General features: G+C 64.9%; 15 protein-coding genes and 1 tRNA gene. 4 read left to right on the top strand and 12 right to left on the bottom strand.

Features of this window, described 5'->3' with window-relative positions; all coding sequences use genetic code 11:
* Window positions 1-187: 187 nt before the first annotated feature.
* Both ACZ48C_RS05210 and ACZ48C_RS05215 read left to right on the top strand, forming a co-directional pair.
* Window positions 188-264 (top strand) — tRNA-Pro (locus ACZ48C_RS05210).
* Window positions 265-380: 116 nt separating this feature from the next.
* A complete protein-coding gene (locus tag ACZ48C_RS05215) occupies window positions 381-632 on the top strand; it encodes a GlsB/YeaQ/YmgE family stress response membrane protein (RefSeq protein WP_119258755.1) in 252 nt (83 codons plus the stop codon).
* Here the strand turns inward: ACZ48C_RS05215 and ACZ48C_RS05220 are convergent.
* Genes ACZ48C_RS05220 through ACZ48C_RS05235 form a run of 4 tightly spaced genes read right to left on the bottom strand, consistent with a single transcriptional unit; the run spans window position 622 to window position 5,300 of the window.
* Window positions 622-1,917: an O-antigen ligase family protein gene (locus ACZ48C_RS05220; RefSeq protein ID WP_464782394.1), complete on the bottom strand. Its 1,296-nt coding sequence runs from the start codon at window positions 1,915-1,917 to the stop codon at window positions 622-624. The two genes, ACZ48C_RS05215 and ACZ48C_RS05220, sit on opposite strands and share 11 nt — an antisense overlap.
* Entirely contained in the window at window positions 1,914-3,476 is a 1,563-nt protein-coding gene (locus tag ACZ48C_RS05225) for an undecaprenyl-phosphate glucose phosphotransferase (RefSeq protein ID WP_424549309.1), read from the bottom strand. Before ACZ48C_RS05225 ends, ACZ48C_RS05220 begins: the two co-directional genes overlap by 4 nt.
* A 55-nt stretch (window positions 3,477-3,531) precedes the next feature.
* Window positions 3,532-4,719, bottom strand: coding sequence for a glycosyltransferase family 4 protein (locus tag ACZ48C_RS05230; protein ID WP_454635122.1), 1,188 nt, complete (start codon window positions 4,717-4,719; stop codon window positions 3,532-3,534).
* Between the two features lie 5 nt (window positions 4,720-4,724).
* The gene (locus ACZ48C_RS05235) at window positions 4,725-5,300 is read right to left on the bottom strand and encodes a polysaccharide biosynthesis/export family protein (RefSeq protein ID WP_119258751.1); all 576 of its coding nucleotides are present in this window, start codon (window positions 5,298-5,300) and stop codon (window positions 4,725-4,727) included.
* 207 nt (window positions 5,301-5,507) lie between these two features.
* Here ACZ48C_RS05235 and ACZ48C_RS05240 point away from each other — a divergent pair, with 207 nt between their 5' ends.
* The gene (locus ACZ48C_RS05240; protein WP_464782395.1) at window positions 5,508-7,733 is read left to right on the top strand and encodes a GumC family protein; all 2,226 of its coding nucleotides are present in this window, start codon (window positions 5,508-5,510) and stop codon (window positions 7,731-7,733) included.
* Here ACZ48C_RS05240 and ACZ48C_RS05245 read toward each other — a convergent pair.
* Window positions 7,730-8,974, bottom strand: coding sequence for a GNAT family N-acetyltransferase (locus tag ACZ48C_RS05245; RefSeq protein WP_464782396.1), 1,245 nt, complete (start codon window positions 8,972-8,974; stop codon window positions 7,730-7,732). The two genes, ACZ48C_RS05240 and ACZ48C_RS05245, sit on opposite strands and share 4 nt — an antisense overlap.
* A gap of 147 nt (window positions 8,975-9,121) precedes the next feature.
* A complete protein-coding gene (locus tag ACZ48C_RS05250; protein WP_119258748.1) occupies window positions 9,122-9,340 on the bottom strand; it encodes a DUF2842 domain-containing protein in 219 nt (72 codons plus the stop codon).
* A gap of 194 nt (window positions 9,341-9,534) precedes the next feature.
* On the opposite strand from ACZ48C_RS05250, the gene ACZ48C_RS05255 reads away from it, so the two are divergent.
* Window positions 9,535-10,626, top strand: coding sequence for a COX15/CtaA family protein (locus tag ACZ48C_RS05255; RefSeq protein WP_464782397.1), 1,092 nt, complete (start codon window positions 9,535-9,537; stop codon window positions 10,624-10,626).
* Between the two features lie 6 nt (window positions 10,627-10,632).
* Here ACZ48C_RS05255 and ACZ48C_RS05260 read toward each other — a convergent pair whose 3' ends face one another.
* The 6 genes from ACZ48C_RS05260 to ACZ48C_RS05285 form a co-directional block, all read right to left on the bottom strand.
* Window positions 10,633-11,475 (bottom strand): aminoglycoside phosphotransferase family protein, encoded by an 843-nt coding sequence (locus ACZ48C_RS05260; protein ID WP_464782398.1) that lies wholly within the window; start codon window positions 11,473-11,475, stop codon window positions 10,633-10,635.
* Window positions 11,472-12,404, bottom strand: a complete 933-nt coding sequence (gene argC, locus ACZ48C_RS05265) for an N-acetyl-gamma-glutamyl-phosphate reductase (RefSeq protein WP_464782399.1) — start codon at window positions 12,402-12,404, stop codon at window positions 11,472-11,474. Before argC ends, ACZ48C_RS05260 begins: the two co-directional genes overlap by 4 nt.
* A 118-nt stretch (window positions 12,405-12,522) precedes the next feature.
* Window positions 12,523-13,476: an agmatinase gene (gene speB / locus ACZ48C_RS05270; protein ID WP_464782400.1), complete on the bottom strand. Its 954-nt coding sequence runs from the start codon at window positions 13,474-13,476 to the stop codon at window positions 12,523-12,525.
* Window positions 13,477-13,615: 139 nt separating this feature from the next.
* On the bottom strand, window positions 13,616-14,092 hold the full coding sequence (gene rpsI / locus ACZ48C_RS05275; RefSeq protein WP_119258743.1) for a 30S ribosomal protein S9: 477 nt from the start codon (window positions 14,090-14,092) through the stop codon (window positions 13,616-13,618).
* 2 nt (window positions 14,093-14,094) lie between these two features.
* Entirely contained in the window at window positions 14,095-14,559 is a 465-nt protein-coding gene (gene rplM / locus ACZ48C_RS05280; RefSeq protein WP_119258742.1) for a 50S ribosomal protein L13, read from the bottom strand.
* A 229-nt stretch (window positions 14,560-14,788) separates the two neighbouring features.
* Complete coding sequence (locus ACZ48C_RS05285; RefSeq protein ID WP_463621246.1) at window positions 14,789-15,220, bottom strand: PaaI family thioesterase; 432 nt, start codon at window positions 15,218-15,220, stop codon at window positions 14,789-14,791.
* Between the last annotated feature and the right edge of the window lie 119 nt (window positions 15,221-15,339).

Below are 15,339 nucleotides of genomic sequence, written 5' to 3' on the forward strand. Positions count from 1 at the left end.
GAAAAGAATCCTGTCTTGGAAGCGTCATGCGCTTGCCAAGCTCCGCCGTGAGGACGAAGGCCGCGTACCCGACGCAGGGACGCCGCCGTCCTCGGCAGGAAATTCGAATTGCCGATGACGAAACATCCTGAATTGGCAATTTTGGGCTTGCATCCAAATGCCCGAGACTATAGGGGTTTGCGCGGTCCGGAATGTAGCGCAGCCCGGTAGCGCACTTGACTGGGGGTCAAGGGGTCGTGGGTTCGAATCCCGCCATTCCGACCATTCTCTCCCCTCATAGATTGCATTTGAAGTTCCGCATGGAACTTTACGCGTCTCTTCGCGTTCTCTCGCCGCCGGCTTGTCGTGCCGGGGCTATCTGACGCTTGAGGAGGTTACGCATGGAAAATGCAGGCATCGGCTGGATCGCAGCCATCATCATCGGCGGTATTGCCGGCTGGCTCGCCGAAATGTTCATGAAGAGCAATATGGGCGTGCTGATGAACATCGTTCTCGGCATCGTCGGCGCGGCGGTCGCAAACATCCTGCTGGGGCTGATCGGCGTTTCGCTCGGCGGCTGGCTGGGCTATCTCGTCGCCGGCTTCATCGGCGCCTGCATTCTCATAGCGCTGGCAAGGGCCATCAGGCGATAGATTTACCCGATGGATTATCGAAAGCCGTCTCTCCGGGAGGAGGGGCGGCTTTTTCTTTGAGCGCCTGCCGGGTGTAACGGCGCTCCAGCGCAAGGCAGCCCCATGTGACGCCGAGCAGCAGGTAGAAATGGCGCCAGTGGTCGGTGTCGATGACGAAGCCGATCCCGCTGTGGCCGAGAAGCGTGATGAAGGCGATCATCAGGTAGGGCTGCCATGGCCTGTCGCGCAGCAGCGCCTTGAAGGCGGCCGAGAGCGTCCATCCGACCAGTGTCAGGTAGGTGATGAAGCCGAGCCAGCCATAGGTGGTGAGCGATTTCAGGTAGATGTTGTGCTCGTCTTCGGAGAACATCTTGCCGAAGCGCATCGGTCCGATGCCGAGCGGCTTTTCCATCGCCATCAGGAAGCCGATGCGGTGGCGTTCGAAGCGCCCGAGATGGCCGCCGTCATACTCCTGGACGAGCTGCGTGCGGCTGGAGAAGAGGTTCGAAACCTTGTCGAACTGCAGGGCGACGACCAGCGCGAGGATCATCAGGCCGGCGGCCGAGATGCTGAGGATGAGGATCTTCAGCCGGAAGGCGCCGGTGCGCTCCTTCAGCAGCATGATGAAGACGAGCGCCGCGACGGCGAAGAGATAGAGGCCCCAGGCCGCGCGCGAGAAGGACAGGAAGATGCCGAGCGCCAGGATGAGGACGCCGATCACCTTCAGCGGCGCGCCGAGGATGCGGCCGGCGAGAAGGCCGTGCATCAGGTAGAGCGAGGGGGCGACGAGGAAGGGGCCGAAGACGTTCGGGTCCTGGAAGGCGCCCTTGGCGCGGTCGTAGAGCGTGAACGCCTCCGAGCCCGGGAAGGCATGGAAATAGCCGAGGATGCCGAGCATCGAGGTGATCAGGGCGCTCGCCACCCAGGCGCGGAAGATGAGCTGCAGCCGTGCCGGCTTCGCCTCGACGATCGCGGCGAAGAAGACGCTGGAAATGGCGAGGAACAGCGAGACGGCCATGTACATCGGCCCCTCGGAAAGATCGTCCATCACCGTCAGCGAGAGCATGCCGCCGATATTGAAGACCACGAGAAGGGCGAGAAGCGATCCGACGGTGCGCGAGATGCGCAGCCCCACGAGCGCCCAGAGTCCGATGAGCGCCGCCATGAAGACTTCATAGGGCGCCGGCTCGCTGATGACGAAGCCCGACAGGAACACGCCCAGCGTCACCAGCCCCGAGCCGATAATGCCGACGGCCGCAAGCTGCGGCCGGAAGGAGGGGGCGTGGGGGAGGGCCGCGTCGCTCAATAGGCGTTTTCCGTGTTGAGCAGGCGGAAGGGCGTCAGGAACAGGATCTTCAGGTCGAGCCAGAGCGACCAGTTCTCGATGTAGTAGAGGTCGAACTCCGTGCGGAAGCGGATCTTGTCGTCATGGTCGATCTCGCCGCGCCAGCCGTTGATCTGCGCCCAGCCGGTCACGCCCGGCTTCACGCGGTGGCGGGCGAAATAGCTGTCGACGACATCGACATATTTGCGGTCGTGCGTCTGCGCCTCGACGGCATGCGGACGGGGCCCGACGAGCGAAAGCTCGCCCTTCAGCACGTTGAAGAGCTGCGGCAGCTCGTCGATGGAGGACTTGCGCAGGAAGCGGCCGACACGGGTGACGCGCGGATCGCCCTTGGTGACGGCGGCGCGGGCGGACGGGTCCGAAAGATGCGTGTACATCGAGCGGAACTTGTAGACTTCGATGACCTCGTTGTTGAAGCCGTGGCGCTTCTGCTTGAAGAGGATCGGGCCGGGCGAGGAGAGCTTCACCGCGATGGCCGCGCCGATCAGCACCGGCCAGAGCAGGACGAGCGCGACGACGGAGAAGAAGATGTCGAAGATGCGTTTGGCGACATTGTCCCAGTCGGCGATCGGCTTGTCGAAGATGTCGAGCATCGGCACGGCGCCGATTTGCGAATAGCTGCGCGGGCGGAAGCGAAGGCCTCTCGCATGGGCGGCAAGGCGGATATCCACCGGCAACACCCACAGCTTCTTGAGCAGCGACAGGATGCGCGTCTCGGCCGAGAGCGGCAGCGAGATGATCAGCATGTCGATGCGCGCGAGGCGGGCGAATTCGACGAGTTCGGCGACATTGCCGAGCTTGGGATAGCCGGCGATGATCGAGGGTGAGCGGCGCTCGTCGCGGTCGTCGAAGATGCCGCAGATGCGGATGTCGTTCTCCGGCTGGTATTCCAGCGAGCGGATGAGTTCCTTGGCCGGTTCGCCACCGCCGACGATGACGGCGCGCCGCTCCATCGTGCCGTTGCGGGCCCAGCGGCGGATCGCATAGGCGATCACCTGCCGCTCGAACAGGAGATAGACGGCGCCCGTCGCGAACCAGGCGGCAAACCAGACGCGGGAATACTGGTCGCCCGTCTTGAAGAAGAAGAGGACGAGCGAAATGGAGGCGAAGGCCGCCGCCCAGGCGGCGAGGATGCGCGGCGTCATGCGCAAGGGCGAGCGGAGCGCCGGCACCTGATAGGCATCGGCGAGTTGCAGGAGGAGGACCCCGATGGCCGCGCCCCCCACCAGCACGGCGGCATAGAGCACCGTGATCTCGAAGCCGTCATAGAGCGCATGGATGAAGTAGCCGAGGGCAAGCAGTGCGCCGAATTCGCAAAGGCGCAGCAGCCCGGTGATCATGGCGGGCGAATAGCTGTCGTCGCGGAACTGCTCGGCGATCTGGCGGGCAAGCGAATTGAGCTCGACGCCCTTTTCCTCCGCGCCGCCGGCAGCCGGGCCGGACGCATTTCCCCGGCTTTCGGAGAGCCTGCGTCTCAAACCTTCCGGATCGAAGGATTCGGGCTTCTCGACATGGTTCATGGCATGCACCTTTGGGGCTTTGTGCCGGAAATAGCACGAAGCCCCTAAGAAACGTTTACGGCAGGGCTTCCGCCGACGTTTCGGCAAGCCGCCGGCCGCCGGCCTGGCGGGCGAGAATGTCCCGGTAAAGGGCAAGGATCGAGCTGGACATGGCCGAGGCCGAGAAGGTTTCCTTGAAGGCCGCTGGCTCCGGCATGACCTTGCGCAGCCAGCCGGGATCGCCGATCGCCTGGGCCATCGCCGCCGCCAGGGACTGGGCGTCGCCCGGCTCGGTGAGCGCGATGCTGTCGCGGCCGAGCACTTCCGGTATGCCGCCGACACGGCTTGCGATGACCGGCTTCTGGGCGGCGAGCGCTTCCAGCACGATATAGGGCATCGCCTCGGCGCGTGACGGCACGACCACGTTGCGGGTGAGGGCGAAGGCCTCGCGCGCCTTCATGGCGGGCATCATGACGATGCGCCGGCCGAGGCCGAGCTGCAGCATCATCTGCTTGTATTTTTCCCTGTCCGGCCCGTCGCCGATCATCAGCGCGGAGAGCGGCCGGCCTGCGATGCGCTCGGCCCGCGCGAAGGCGTCGACGAAGACGTCCGGCCCCTTCAGGTCGCGCAGCATGCCGATATAGAGGAAATCCACCGCATCCTCGCGGGGATAGACCCGCTCGAAATCGCGGTCGTGGATGCCGTTGTAGATGCGCGCCGTCTGGATGCGCGGGCGGCCGACGCGGGCGGTATAGGCGTCCTTCTCATAGTCGCAGACGAAGGCGATGGCATCGCCGAAGGGTTCGAGAAGCCGCTCGGCGGTGAGTACCGCGAGCCCCGTCGCCGAGCGCCGGGTGTAGTGCAGGCTGCCGCCATGCGGCGTATAGAGGCGGGCTACGCGATACCTGTTGACCCGCAGGATCGAGCCGATGAGCCGGGCGATGGCGCCACCCTTGGCGCCATGCCCATGCAGGACATCCGGCTGCAAACCTTTTATTTCACGATAACTGTCCCGGATGGCGCCGAGGTCGCGCAGATTGACCGACCGGCTGATCGGCATGCGGACGAGGCCGAGCGAGAGATGGGGGCGGATCTCGTCGAAGAGCTTGTCCTCGAAAGAGCCGCCGGTAAGACTGTCGCAGATGATGCCGACCTCATGGCCCGCCCGCGTGTGGTATTCCGCAAGGTCGCGCACATGGCGGAAGATTCCGCCGACGGGGGACCTGAAACAATGAATGATGCGCAGGGGCCCATCGTCCGCCATGAGAATCAGAACAGTCGTTCGCGCACATAGATCGTATCGCCGGCCAGCACCGGATCGGAGATGGAAACCCTTCCGGTGACGATCTTGCCGTTGATCTTGCGGGTCACGTCGACGTCGCGCTGGTTGGCGCGCGGCGAGAAGCCGCCGGCGACCGCGATGGCGTTCTGGATCGTCATGCCGGCGACGTAGCTGTACTGACCCGCCTGGCCGACCTCGCCCATGAGATAGATGGAGCGGTAGCGATCGACTTCGATGGAAACGTCCGGATCGCGCAGATATCCTTGGCGGAGCTTCGCCGCGATGATGCTTTCCAGCTCCTGGATGGTCTGGCCGCGCGCCGGCACGGCGCCGATGAGCGGGAAGGCCACGTAACCGGCCTGGTCGACCGTATAGGTATTGCTGAGGCCGGTCTGCTCGAAGACGGTGATGCGCAGCCGGTCGCCGCTGTCGAGGCGATAGGGCTGGATCGTCGCCTCGTGGAAGGCCTTGGGGGCGGGGCGATAGCTGCTGCAGCCCGAAACGGCCGGCACGATGAGCGCCAGCGCGAGCAGGATGCCCTTGTTGATCGTAGCGACACGCATTTCGCAGTTCCGTCCCAAATCAGATGTGAGGCCCCGTTATCGTTCCGTTAGGGTTAACGGCTGGTAAAGGCCGCGCGCCTGTCGGTAGCAAAGGCCGTTTTTTCCGGAGAAACGAACAACGCGGGGTAGGGGAAGCGCCGGAAGATTAACTCTTGCGTTACCATGTTTGTTTACCGTGCAGCCAAATCGTCGGGTTTGGAGTTTGTTATGTCGGGCGTTCACGAGAGCCAGCAGGATGTCGATATCGACCTTGGCGGTCTGTTCGGCGCGATCTGGCGCAACCGTATGCGCGTGCTGCTGGCGACCGTCGCCTGCGCGGGCATCGCCTTTGCCGGTGCGAGCCTGATCACGCCCAAATACAAGAGCGAGGCGCGCCTCCTCATCGAAACGCGCGAGCCCGCCTTCACGACGGGGCAGGATCGTGCGCAGGGCGGCGAGCAGCCGGCCTTCGACGAGGCGGGCATCGCCAGCCAGGTGCAGCTCCTCCAGTCGGCCGACCTCATCAAGCAGGTCGCGCGCAACATGAAGCTCTACGAGCTGGAGGAATTCGACACGACGGCGAAGCCCTCGGCGGTTTCCGACGTGCTGGTGCTTCTTGGCCTTCGCAAGAACCCGCTCGACCTGCCGCCGGAAGAGCGCGTCCTCAAGGAATTCACCGAGAAGCTGACCGTCTATCAGGTGGAGCGCTCGCGCGTCATCGCCATCGAGTTCGCCTCGAAGGACCCGCGCCTTGCCGCCGAGATCCCCAACGAAATGGCCAAGGTCTATCTCTCCCTGCAGAGCGGCGCCAAGCTCGACACCAATTCCGAGGCGACGCGCTGGCTGGAGCCGGAAATCGCCAACCTGCGCGAAAAGGTGCGCGAGGCCGAGCAGAAGGTCGCCGAATACCGCTCGCAGTCCGATCTCCTGCCGACGGGCGACAATTCGACCTTCGCGGTGCGCCAGTTGAACGACATCTCCACCGAGCTTGCCCGCGTGCGCGGCGAGCGCGCCAATGCCGAGGCACGGGCCGAAAGCGTGCGTGCCGTTCTGAAGAGCGGCGGGTCGCCGGATACGCTTTCCGACGTCGTCGGCTCGCAGATGATCCAGCGGCTCAAGGAGAGCGAGGCGCAGATCCAGGGGCAGATCTCCGATCTTTCGACTTCGCTGCTGGAGGGACATCCCCGGTTGAAGGGCCTGCGCTCGCAGCTTTCCGGTATCCGCACGCAGATCAAGGCGGAAACGCAGAAGATCCTGTCGAGCCTCGAAAACGAGGCGAAGACGGCGGAGCTGCGCGAAACCCAGCTCACGCAGCAGCTCAACAAGCTGAAGGCTGACACCGCCCGCGCCGGCGAGGACGAGGTTGGCCTCAAGGCGCTGGAGCGCGAGGCTGCCGCCCAGCGCCAGCTTCTCGAGACCTATCTTGCGCGCTACCGCGAGGCGACCTCGCGCACGAGCAACAACGCGACCCCGGCGGATGCCCGCGTCATCTCGGCGGCTGTCGAGCCGACGGAGGTTTCCTTCCCGAAGGTGGTTCCGATCACCGTCGTGGGCGGTGTGGCCGGCTTCGCGCTGAGTTCCATCATCATCCTGCTTGCCGAGCTCTTCAGCGGCCGCGCCCTGAAGCCGACCGCCGCCGCTGCTGCCGCGACGTCCCGGCGCCGCGAGGAGGAAGAAGTGGTTGTGGAGACGCCGGAGCCCGTCGAAACCCTGGAAGAGCCGGTCGTCCATGCGGACCGTGAGGCCTTCCGGGAGCCCGTCGTGCCGGCCCGTTCGCTGCTCTCGGACATGGAACCGGAAGACGAGGACGAGGAGGAGCCGGAGGTTGCGGAAATCGCCGCCGTGGAAACGGAGGATGACGAGGATTATTCCATCGCCGCCGTCGCCGACTATCTGGTCGAGAACGAAATCCCGGTCGCCATCTCCGTCTCGCCGTCCGGCGACCGCGGCTCGGCGGCCACCGTCATGCTTGCCCGCCGCATCGCGCAGGAAAACCGCAAGACACTGATCATCGACCTGACGGGATCGGCCTGCCCGACCCGGCTGATGGCGCAGTCGCAGTTCCTGCCCGGCATCACCGATCTTCTCGTCGGCGATGCCGCCTTCGGCGACATCATCCACGGCGACCGGCTTTCCGACGCCCATATCATCCCGCGCGGCAATGCCAATATCAGGCGCGCCATGCGCGGCATCGACCGTCTCGCGATGGTGGTCGATTCGCTGTCCGACGCCTATGACACGGTGATCGTGGAATGCGGGGCGGCCGAGGTGGAGGGCGTGCGCCGCCTGACGCGTGACCAGCAGATGGATATCATCCTCTCCCTTCCCGGCGCCGACGAGGACGAGGTGGTCGACCTGCTCACCGCCTTCGGCGATGCGGGCTACAGCGAGATCGTGCTGATGACGGGCGAGGCGAAGGAGCCCCCCGGTCACCCGGGCCGCCGGGCCGCCTAATCGGCGGCGGTAGCGGATCCGGCAGGCTCCGCCTTGCCGAAGCGAAGGCGCTGCACGAAGGAATAGATCTGCGGGTTCTGCTTGATGAGCCGCTTGGTGGCGGCCTTGGCGCGGTGCAGGGTCGCCGCGGCCCTGCCGGCCAGCGTTACCGGCCAGAGCAGATCGTGCTGCGCCGTCTCGATCGGGCACCAGGAGCGCTTGTAGAGCTGGTCGCCGATGCCGAAATCGAAAAGCCGCACGCCTTCGCCGCACAGTTTCTCGATGGCGATATGGAACAGGAAGTCGCCGGGGCTGGCATCCGCCGCCACGCTGTCGTCGATCGAGCCGAACTGGCAGATCACATGATCGCCCTTGCGCGAAAGGCCCGTTATGGCCGCGACATGTCCCTCATGCTCGCCCTTGAGGCGTAGGGCGTGGAGCTGGAGGAGATGATTGCCGCCAGCCGCGGGGGCCGAGGCGAGGGCGCGGAAGAAGCTGCGTGTACGCTCCTCGCGGAAGACATCCGGCAGGCCCATCGCCTCGAATCGCGCCGCCTTCTGGCGGAAGAACAGGTCGAGCAGCGCGAGCGCGTCCTCGCCCGGCTCGGCGATGACATGGTCGTAGCCGCCCGTCGCGGCGAGGCGCCGCTCGGAGTTGCGCGCCCGCTTGCGGCGGCGCTTGGCGTTGATCTGCTCCAGCGTCCGTTCGAAGCTGTCGAACACCGCGAGCTGGAACGCCGCGTTCTGGTTGATCACCGAGGGAAGGGCGGCGAAGGGGCTGGCGCGGCCGCGCCATTCCAGCGGCATCTTCTCGAGAAGCAGCAGGTCGCAGGTGCGGGCAAGCTGGCCGCGCATGTCCTCGAGGGCGGGCAGGAGCTGCCGGGGCGAGGAGGTCTCGCGGAACGCCTCGCTGTAAAGGCCGGTATTGATATTGCTGAAATCGGTGGCGATCATCCGGGCGGTACGCAACGGCCCCTGGCGCACGACCTCCAGCGGCAGGATGAATTGCGTGCTTCCGCCGCGAAGGCCTTCGATGATCAATAAGTCATGGCCGTGGGTCTCCACCCAGGCCCGGCACCAGTCGTAGCTCTGGTGGAGGGAGAGGCCGTCTTGCGCTTCGAGCGCGCGCCACGCCGCCTCCAGCGGCTCCATGCGGTCATGCAGGCGAAGCGTGAGCGGCAGGCCCGCATGCAGCACGTCGCCGGCTCCCTCCGTAAGGAGGGCCGCGGGTTCATGCCCGGACGCCTTGATCTGCAGTTGCATCGCCCTCGACCCTTGCCTTGGCCACGCGGCCGCATTGCCGCGCCTTGAGGCTACGCGCAAGGCGTGCGAAAAAGGTTTAAGCCCGCTCCGTGCCGGCGAAATCGGCGGGTGCGGTTATCGATTCCCTAATTCGGCGGGCCCTGCGGCCTATTCGTCGCGCGGCTTTGCCGGCTTTTCCATCCACTTGATGATGAGCATGGCGGGCAGGATCCACAAAAGCCCGGTTACGGCGAAATAGAGAAGGTGGATGTACCACGGCGACTGACCGAGCGTCGCCGAGGCGACGGTCGTCGCGACCAGGGCATAGAAGAGCACGAGGATGATGATCAGGATCGTGCCGATCAGTTTTCTGAGGCGAGGGGGCATTTTCGGTCTTTCAAAAACGGGGGCGGCGGGGCGCGACGGCATGCCGCAAAGGTTCGGGCCTTGTTTTGCACGGGCTGGTCGGGCAAATCAACGCTGGAACCAGTCCAGCCAATGCGCCCGCGCGGTTTTGCGCCGGCGCTTGCTTGAAAAATCCTAAGCGGCAGCCATGCTGCCGTTCAACAGGAGCCGACAGAATGAACGCCACGACCGTCAACGCCTATCGAAGCGGCCATGACAGCGACCGGATCGACCGCAACCGCCGCCAGGTGCGCTGCTGGCTCGCCGTCGTGCTGGTCGCGCTCGCGGTCCTCGTCCTCGTCGGCGGCGCGACGCGGCTGACCGGCTCGGGCCTTTCCATTACAGAATGGAAGCCGATCCACGGCGCCATCCCCCCGCTCACCGCTGCCGAGTGGCAGGAGGAGTTCGAGCTTTACAAGCGCATCCCGCAATATGAGCAGATCAACAAGGGCATGACGGTCGACGAATTCAAGTCGATCTTCTGGTGGGAATGGGCGCACCGGCTGATCGCGCGCTCCATCGGCTTCATCTTCGCCGTGCCGCTCGTGTTCTTCTGGTTCACCGGGCGCATCGAGAAGCGGCTGCGCTGGCCGCTCGCCGGCCTTTTGGCGCTCGGCGGCTTCCAGGGCTTCATCGGCTGGTGGATGGTCTCCTCCGGCCTTGCCGAACGCGTCTCGGTCAGCCAGTACCGGCTGGCGACGCACCTCACCATCGCCTGTCTCATCTTCGCGCTGACGATGTGGATCATGCGCGCGCTCGCGCCGCATAGCGAGGATGCGCCGCCGACCGCCGGCGCGCGCCGGATGGCCGGCATCATCGCCTGCATGGCGATCTTCCAGATCTATCTCGGCGCGCTCGTCGCCGGCCTTCATGCGGGCCTCACCTACAATACATGGCCCTTGATGGACGGCGCGCTGGTGCCAGGCGGCCTCTTCGTGCAGCAGCCCTGGTGGATCAACCTCTTCGAAAACCCGAAGACCGTGCAGTTCGTCCACCGCCTCGGCGCCTATGTGCTCTTCGCGCTTACCCTGATCCATCTGGTCTCGTCGCTGCGCGCCGCACCGGAAACGACGCATGCGCGCCGCGCGCTTCTGCTGTTCGGCCTCGTCTGTCTGCAGGCGACGATCGGCATCCTCACGCTGGTCTGGCAGGTTCCGCTCGTATGGGCGCTCGCCCACCAGGGTGGCGCGCTGATCGTGCTCGGCTTCGCCATCGCGCATTGGCGCGGGTTCTATGGGGAGTTTCCCCGCGAGATCGCGGACGACTGATCCCGCTCAGGCCTGCCCGAGAACGTTGCGGACGGCGGCGGCGACGACGAGTTCGTTGTCGCGCTCCTCTTCGTTGCCGTCCTCCTCATGCCATGCGGCCGACAGGCAGCCATAGGCGAAGGCGTAGCGCAGGATGGTGCGGACATCGCGGCCGAGCGTCTCGGCGAAGATGCCGGCCATTGTGGCGATCCGCTCCTCGTTTCGGGTAAGATCGAAGCGGTCGAGCGGATTGGAGAACATGTTGGCGACGTCGAGCGCCGCATCGCCGATCAGCCCCGCCGGATCGATGATCAGCCAGCCGCGTGGGCCGTGGACGATGTTTTCGTGGTGCAGGTCGCCATGCAGCGGCTTGATATCCCGCTGGTCGGCGATCAGCGCATCGGCAATAGCCGCGGCATCCACATAGGGACTTGCCAGGCTTTCCCTGCGGTCCTGCTCGGCCTTGGTGAACAGGCTTGCAAAATAGCGCGGCAGCGACAGCAGGCTAGCGGGTGGTGGGGTCTGCGAAGGGTGATGATATGCCCGCAGCACCTCTGCGGCGATGCGGGTCGCATCGTCGTCGCCCTGGGTCTCGAGGTGATTACGCAGCGTCGTCTTGCCGGCATGCTCCATCAGCAACATGTCGTCCGAGCGGGCAAGGAGCCTCACACAGCCGATGCCATCCCGCCAGGCGAGGAAATCCGCGCCGCGCAGGCTGTCTTCCAGGACCTTCGGCTTCAGGTGCTTGACGATCGCGCTCGCGCCGTCTGAAAGCGCCACTTCATAGACGCTTCCGGCAGCGGTGTCGGCAATGAGCCGGGCGCTTTCGATCCGCCATTCAGCGGGGAAGGGCGGGTATCCGGCCTTCATCCCTTCAGCATCAGGTCCATGTTCTGGACGGCCGCACCCGATGCGCCCTTGCCGAGATTGTCGAGCAGGGCGACAAGGTTGACATGCGGCGCGCCGGCGGTGCCGAAGACGTAGAGTTTCATGCGGTCCGTATCGGCAAGCTCGACGGCATCGACGCGGGGGAGCGCCGCGCTCTCCTTGAGGTCCACCACCTCGACGATGTCCTGCCCGGCATAGTGGTCGGCAAGCGCCTCGTGGATCGAGCCCAGCGAGGCGTGGCCGTTGAGGTCGGCGAGGTAGAGCGGCACCTGCACGATCATGCCCTGCGCGAACTTGCCGACGGAGGGCGCGAAGAGCGGCGCGCGGGAAAGGAGGCCATGCACCTGCATCTCCGGCACGTGCTTGTGCTTGAGCGGCAGGCCGTAGAGGAAGTGCGGCGAGGCGACATGCTCGGGATGGTCGGCATTCTCCATCTGTGCGATGAGCTGCTTGCCGCCGCCCGTATAGCCGGAGACCGCATTGACCGTGATCGGATAGTCCTCCGGCAGGATGCCGGCGAGGCGGAGCGGGCGGAGGAGGCCGATGGCGCCCGTCGGATAGCAGCCGGGATTGGCGACATAGCGGGCGCCGGCGATCTTCTTCGGCTGCTCGCGGTCCATCTCGGCAAAACCGTATGCCCAGTCCGGATCGACACGGTGCGCGGTCGAGGTGTCGATGATGCGCACCTGGTTGTTGCCGGAAACCATGGCCACGGCTTCCTTCGCCGCGTCATCCGGCAGGCAGAGGATCGCGACGTCGGCGCTGTTCAGGAGGTCTTCGCGCAGCTGTGCATTGCGGCGCTCGGCCTCGGGAATGGAAAGCAGCTCGACATCGCTGCGGCCGGCCATGCGCGTGCGGATCTGCAGGCCCGTCGTGCCGTGTTCGCCATCGATGAAGATCTTCGGTTTCATCTGCTGTCCATCCTGTCAGAGCCTTGCGCAATTCCAGCAAAAGCGTGTTGCGGAATTACGAACATAAGAAGTCGCGGCCGATATAACCCCTCGGCCTGTCGCATTCAATGCCGCGCCGTCAGCGGCGCTCCGCCAGATTCTCGGCATGCAGGCCCAGCATGTACATGGCGATGTTGGAGCCGGCGATGGCGGTGATATCGGCATGGTCGTAGGCGGGGGCCACCTCGACCACATCGGAGCCGACAATGTTGAGGGCGCCGAGCTTGCGCAGGACCGAGAGGATGCGCGCGCTGGACGGGCCGCCGGAGACGGGCGTGCCGGTGCCGGGGGCGAAGGCCGGGTCGAGGCAGTCGATATCGAAGGTGAGATAGGTCGCCCGGTCGCCGACATGGCGGATGATCGTTTCGGCGATCTCGGCGGCGCTCATTTCCTCGACGTCGTAGCCGTAGAGGATGCGGATGCCGCAATCCTCCGGCGCATGGGTGCGGATGCCGATCTGGATGGAGCTTTCGGTATCGATCAGTCCCTCGCGCACGGCGGTGCCGACGAAAGAGCCATGGTCGATGCGGCCCTTTTCGTCCGCCCAGGTATCCTGGTGGGCGTCGAACTGCACGAGGGAGAGGGGGCCGTATTTTTCGGCATGGGCGCGCAGCAGCGGCAGCGTGATGAAATGGTCGCCGCCCAGCGTCAGCATGTAGGCGCCGGATTTCAGGATCTTCTTCGCCTCGCGCTCGATGGTGCCGGGCGTCTTCTGGTGGTTGCCGTAGTCGAGCAGGCAGTCGCCATAGTCGATGACCGCCATGTCCTCGAAGAGGTCGCGCTCGAAGGGATATTGCGGATCGTTGTCCATGATCGCCGAGGCGCGGCGGATGGCCTGCGGCCCGAAGCGCGTGCCGGGACGGTTGGAGGTCGCGGCGTCGAAGGGAATGCCCCAGACAACGGCGTCCACGTCCTTCAGCACCTTCGTATAGCGGCGGCGCATGAAGGAGAGGATGCCGGCATGAGTCGGGTCCGAGGCGGCACTCTTCAGCGTCTTGCCCGTGATGGCGTGGTCGATCGTCTTGTTGGCCATGAAAGTCCCTCCGAAGTCTGGCGGGACGTTCGCCAATCGGCGCCTTCAAGGCAAGAGGACTCTGTGGATTTTGTGTCGCCGAAAACGAAAAGGCCGGGGCGAACCCCGGCCTTTCCTGAAGAACAAGTCTTCCGAGCGATCAACGCTTGGAGAACTGGAACGAACGACGGGCCTTGGCCTTGCCGTACTTCTTGCGTTCGACGACGCGCGAGTCGCGGGTCAGGAAGCCGCCCTTCTTGAGGACCGAGCGCAGGCCCGGCTCGAAGTAGGTCAGCGCCTTGGAGATGCCGTGACGAACGGCACCGGCCTGGCCGGAAAGGCCGCCGCCGGCGACGGTCGCGTCGATGTCGAACTGGCCGTCACGGGCCGCTGCGACGATCGGCTGCTGCAGGATCATCTGCAGGACCGGGCGGGCGAAGTAGGCTTCGAACGACTTGCCGTTGATGGTGATCTTGCCGGAGCCCGGCTTGACCCATACACGGGCAACGGCGTCCTTGCGCTTGCCGGTTGCGTAGGAACGGCCCTGGGCGTCAACCTTCTTGACGTGAACCGGGGCGGAAGCGGCCGGAGCTGCAGCGGCGACGCCGAGGTCCTTGAGCGAGGAGAGGTCGGCCATTATCAGGCGCTCCTTGTGTTCTTGCTGTTCAGCGCGGCGACGTCGAGAGCGACGGGCTGCTGTGCTTCATGCGGGTGGTTGGAGCCGGCGTAGACGCGCAGGTTCTTCATCTGGCGACGGCCGAGCGGGCCGCGCGGAACCATGCGTTCGACAGCCTTCTCGAGGACGCGCTCCGGGAAGCGGCCTTCGATGATCTGGCGAGCCGTGCGCTCCTTGATGCCACCCGGGTAACCGGTGTGCCAGTAGTACTTCTTGTCGGAGTACTTCTTGCCGGTGAAGACGACCTTGTCGGCGTTGATGACGATGACGTTGTCGCCGTCGTCGACGTGGGGCGTGAAGGTTGCCTTGTGCTTGCCGCGCAGGCGGTTAGCAATGAGGGTAGCGAGGCGACCGACAACGAGGCCTTCGGCGTCGATGAGGATCCACTTCTTCTCTACCTCGGCGGGCTTCTGTACGAAGGTTGCCATGGGAGTAGCTCTTTCTTTAGGGTCCCGAGGCCTTGTGGGCGACGGGCGTTTCTTGTTGCTTGGTTTGGCCCCTTGCGGATGCCAAAAATCGAACGCGGCCCGTGGGGACCGCGATCTGGGCGGCTTATAAGCGAGAGCCGATGGGACGTCAAGGGACGCGATCCGGGCGACGTCAAAGATACGGTAATGAAAACAATGACTTATTTATGAGGTATGTAAATACCACAAATTATCGCGGCGGAATCGAATAGGTCGCGGTGGCGTGGGCCACCAGATCGTCGGCATCCTCGTCGAAAATCGAGGCTTCCATGACCGCCAGCCGCTTGCCGAGCTTGAGAAGCCGGCAGGTGCAGGTGAGGGGGCCGGGCTTCGGCTTGCGCAGGAAGTTGATGTTGAGGCTGGTGGTGACCGCGAGCGCCACCGGTCCGATATGGGCGAGCACGGCGCAATAGGCGCCGACATCGGCGAGCGCGAAGAGCGTGGGGCCGGAGACGGTGCCGCCGGGGCGCAGATGCCGCTCGTTGGGCATGAGGCGCATGACGACCGAGCCGGGGGAGACATCCACCACCTCGAACACCTTGCCGTCCGTGTGAAGCTGCGGAAAATCGGTTTCGAGGAAGCGGTTCAGCGCCTCGGGGTCCATGACGGGCGTCAATTCCATGGCATTCTCTCCTATCGCCTGCTTTGAAGACCGATTTTCCGGCTGCTGCAAGCCCTTCCAAAGTCGCGGCAAGCCCTCTCAAAGTCTATGCCTGCGCGCTTGAAACCGGCTGCCGCGCG

This window comes from Shinella sp. 1A1, from assembly GCF_055379515.1.